This window comes from Bifidobacterium sp. POST2/T3 (B1) (assembly GCF_058197115.1).
The window spans coordinates 1-3,885 of record NZ_JBVPQK010000248.1 but is presented as its reverse complement, the minus strand read 5'-3'; the positions used below and the strand labels follow the sequence as shown (position 1 = coordinate 3,885).

Sequence of the window (3,885 nt, the reverse complement as noted above, 5' to 3'; positions counted from 1 at the left end):
CCAGGAGAACAAGGTCAAGCGTCTGGGCGAGGAGGCCTCCAGGCCCCACCGCATCCACCGCAAGCTGACCCGCTGAAAAGAGCAGATCACAAAGAGAGTAAGGGGCCGAGGAGAAGCATGAGCACCGAGGATGAGCCACTGGCTCGAGCCATCGCTGCGCTGAATCTGCAGGAACAGCAGCACACCGACGGCCGTTCCAGCTTTCGGGGCGACTCGCTGGACTTTCCCACAGGTCGCCTTTATGGGGGCCAGCTGCTGGGACAGGCCATCATAGCCGGCGGACGGACAGTGCCCGAAGGCCGACTGCCACACTCGATGCATGCCTACTATCTGCGCACTGGACTCCTGGATCAGGACGTTCAAGCGGAAGTCGAGACCATCCGCGACGGGCATTCCTTCTCCTCCAGACGAGTTGATCTGCACCAGGGGGAACGGACCATCCTCAGCGCCCTGCTCTCCTATCAACAGGTCGGCCAGGAGGGTGTCCGCTATGACGACCCCATGCCCACGGGTCTGCCTGATCCGGAGGATTTGCCTGGCTCCCGGGAACTGATGGAACCCTATGCCGGCCAATCCCCCTTCGCTGACTACTACGCCCATCAGAGCCCCTTCGACATGCGCCATGTAGGCGGCACGGTCCTGCTGGACGATGCGGATGATGCAGAAAACGGGAATTCCAGGGATGACAGCAGGAGTCGCCAGGCCGTTTGGAGCCGCACCCAGGGAAGGGCCGACCTGGACCCGCTGATGCGCCGGGCCCTGCTGGCCATGGAATGCGATCAAATCATGATGGAGCCCGCCCTGCGTCGTGCCGGACTGAGCATGACCACCCCGGGGATTTCCTTCGCCTCCATCGACCATGCCATGTGGTGGTACCAAGATCTAGACCCCTGCGACTGGCACTGCTTCATTCAGGAGTCCCCAGTAGCCGACCACGGCCGCAGCCTGTGCCTAGCCAAGGTCTACAACCGTAGGGGAGAATTGGTAGCCTACATGGTTCAGGAAGCCATGATTAGGGTGCCCAAAGACTGAGCTTCCACTAGGTCATCGAGTATTCTCACAGCAAAGGATCAACAGCCTGGTCGGCAGCAAGCCGACCAGCTTCAGGAATGTCCTCAGCACCGCCTTGGACGCTGTTCGGCGGTGTCTTTTACTTGAATCGGCTTTTATCTTCGCCCTGTCAGCGGTATCGGCCGCGTCGGCCATGGGTCTGCGTGAGGACTTGCGCCGATCGGGATTCTCAGGGCCGTCGTCCGGAGGCAGTTGGCAGAGCCACTCCCCCACAGCTCCGGCCACCACATCGATCAGACAGACAAGGGAGGCCACCAGGCACTCCTGCATGACCCGTGTGTAATAGGGCGCGCCTGCATGACCCATGCTGATCAGCGCCTGACTGCCATACCAGCCCAACAGGGCGGCACAGGCAACGCCCAAGGCCTTGCTCATGATCAGCACATTGACCGCGAAGCGCAAATCCATCTCCTTGCGGTCTCCCTTGGCGTAGCGATGCACCTGGAAGGCCATGATCAGGATGGCCACCCCAAGCAGGAAAAGCAGCACACTGACCAGCCAGGGAACCCCCATGAGGTCCGTCCTGGTGGACATGCCGAGTTCTGATATACCGGCACCTCCCATCAAACCCAGGATCAGGGCGACCAGGTAGTGCACGAGCGGGGTGCGGCGGGCCCTCATGACAACCCGTCCAGAATCCAGTCCTCCGAGACCAGGCTGATGCGATCACGGTCAGGAGCACGGTTGGACAGGCTTGCCAGACAGGATCCGCCAGCCCCAGGCAGGCAGTGTTCAGGCTCCAAATAAGCCCAGGGAATCAAAATGCGCGATGGCGCATCAGCAGCCAGCAGAGGCGGATGGTCCTGCGAAGACAGAACCGAACCGTCCAATGTCTCCACTTCCACTACATCGGCATCCAGTCCACCCATCTGTCTGATAGGAGCGGCCACCATGTCCAAGGCCGACCGCAACTCCTCCAGACTTAGCGGCGTCTGCAGAATAACCACGGCCGATAGGCGCTGATCCCCCTGATCGTCACGGTAGGCATATAGGGGCGAGATGCCAACCAGCTGACTGCCAGGGATCCCGTCAAGGGCTGCAAGAGCACGGAGCATGGTCAGCCGGTCGGTTCCCGATGCCCCTTCCAGCGCAATCACATCACGCATCAGGAGGCCTTGCGGTTGAGCGCCTTCAACAGTCGACTGACTGGACACCTCGTTATCATTCTCCAGATCTGAGGACAGGTCGTTCTGCGTAGAAGAGGTCACAGGATGACGCAATCGCGCCTGCGCCGCATGAACAGAATCGGCCTGACCAGACAACAGGAGCGAAGGATGCCCTAGAGCAGCATTTCCGGCGCCGCTGACTCGTCCAGACTCCAAGCTGCCAGGGTTGCCCTCCAACTGGTCGTCGGCAGCTCGCTCCAAGGTGATGCCCACCTGAAAATCGACCCCTGTTCCCTGGTCAGCGCCCAGACGGGTGACTGTGACGCGGGTGCGACGGATCTGGTGGGAGAGCAGGATGGAATCTGCAACCTTGGCGGTCAGAGATTCCAGAATCTCGTTGGCCGGCTCATTTTGGATCAGGTTGACAATTCGACGGACAATCTGCACATAGTCCACGGTCTGAGTGCCGTCGTTGAGTCTGCCTGCCTCACTCAAATCCAGGTAGAGGACGGCATCGACCTGATAGCTGAACCCAGGCTTCTGCTGGTCATGCAGGGGTGCGACCTTGATGGAGCTCAGACGAATGGAATCCATGATGTACGCTCCTCCCTTGCCTTGGAACATTCACTGCCACACGGCCCGGGACCATATGCAAGGCACCGAGCCGGTGCAGAATTCAGTGCTGGTCCTCTGTGGACGGCCCGTTTACGCTGCGCCTGAGTGCCTCGGGAATCTCCACGGGGGGCTGCTCGGAGTCCGGCCGATCTGGTGCAGACAGCCAGAGCTGACGCTCCGGAGCCTTGCGCAAGCCAGCGAAGACCGCAGCCAGCTCGTCCTTGTTCAGGGTCTCTTTGACCAAGAGCTGCCGAACCAGTTCGTCCAGCACGTCACGGTTCTCGGTGATGATACGCCAGGCCTCTTGGTGGGCCGTCTCGATGAGATTGTGGACTTCCTCATCGATGGCCTCGGCTGTCTTCTCCGAATAGTTGTGGGGCTTCAAGGCATCGAGCCCGGAATCCTGGTCGTTCTCGTCAGCCCACTTGATGGCGCCAAGCTTTGACGAGAACCCATACTGCAGGACCATCTGCCGGGCGATGCTGGTGGCCTTCTCGATGTCGTTGGAAGCACCGGTGGTTGGGTCATGGAAGACCACTTCTTCTGCCACTCGGCCGCCCATGGCGTAGGCCATCTGGTCCAGCAGCTCGTTGCGGGACTGTGAATAGCGATCTGTGGTAGGCATGACCGCGGTGTAGCCCAGGGCGCGTCCACGCGGCAGAATGGTCACCTTGGTGACCGGGTCAGTGTGGTGCAGAGCAGCAGCCACCATGGCATGACCGCCCTCGTGATAGGCAGTGTTGCGCATCTCGGCCAGAGCCATGCCCTTGGTCCGCCGCCGAGGTCCGCTGAGCACACGGTCGATGGCTTCGTCGATGGCCCGATTGTCGATCAGCTGGGCATCGGAACGCGCAGTCAGCAGGGCAGCCTCATTGAGCACGTTGGCCAGGTCGGCGCCGGTAAAGCCGGGCGTACGCACAGCCACAGTGTGCAGGTCCACATCCGGCACAAAGGGCTTGCCCTTGGCGTGGACCTTGAGGATGGCCTCACGGCCCTCCAGGTCTGGGGCCTCCACGGCCACCTGACGGTCGAACCGGCCGGGCCGGAGCAGGGCCGGATCCAGAATGTCGGGGCGGTTGGTGGCTGCAATGAT

General features: G+C 61.2%; 4 protein-coding genes. 1 reads left to right on the top strand and 3 read right to left on the bottom strand.

All coding sequences use genetic code 11. The features are described 5' to 3' along the window. Positions 1-117 precede the first annotated feature (117 nt). Positions 118-1,032: an acyl-CoA thioesterase gene (locus AC0AP0_RS09920; protein ID WP_490430344.1), complete on the top strand. Its 915-nt coding sequence runs from the start codon at positions 118-120 to the stop codon at positions 1,030-1,032. A gap of 12 nt (positions 1,033-1,044) precedes the next feature. On the opposite strand, the gene AC0AP0_RS09915 is transcribed toward AC0AP0_RS09920, so the two are convergent. From AC0AP0_RS09915 to AC0AP0_RS09905, 3 genes are all read right to left on the bottom strand, one after another. Then, entirely contained in the window at positions 1,045-1,692 is a 648-nt protein-coding gene (locus AC0AP0_RS09915) for a DUF3180 domain-containing protein (RefSeq protein ID WP_490430343.1), read from the bottom strand. Then, positions 1,689-2,771: a dihydroneopterin aldolase gene (locus AC0AP0_RS09910; RefSeq protein ID WP_046323229.1), complete on the bottom strand. Its 1,083-nt coding sequence runs from the start codon at positions 2,769-2,771 to the stop codon at positions 1,689-1,691. Before AC0AP0_RS09910 ends, AC0AP0_RS09915 begins: the two co-directional genes overlap by 4 nt. A gap of 82 nt (positions 2,772-2,853) precedes the next feature. Beyond that, the coding region (locus AC0AP0_RS09905; RefSeq protein ID WP_490430342.1) for an AAA family ATPase at positions 2,854-3,885 on the bottom strand (1,032 nt) is incomplete at its 5' end.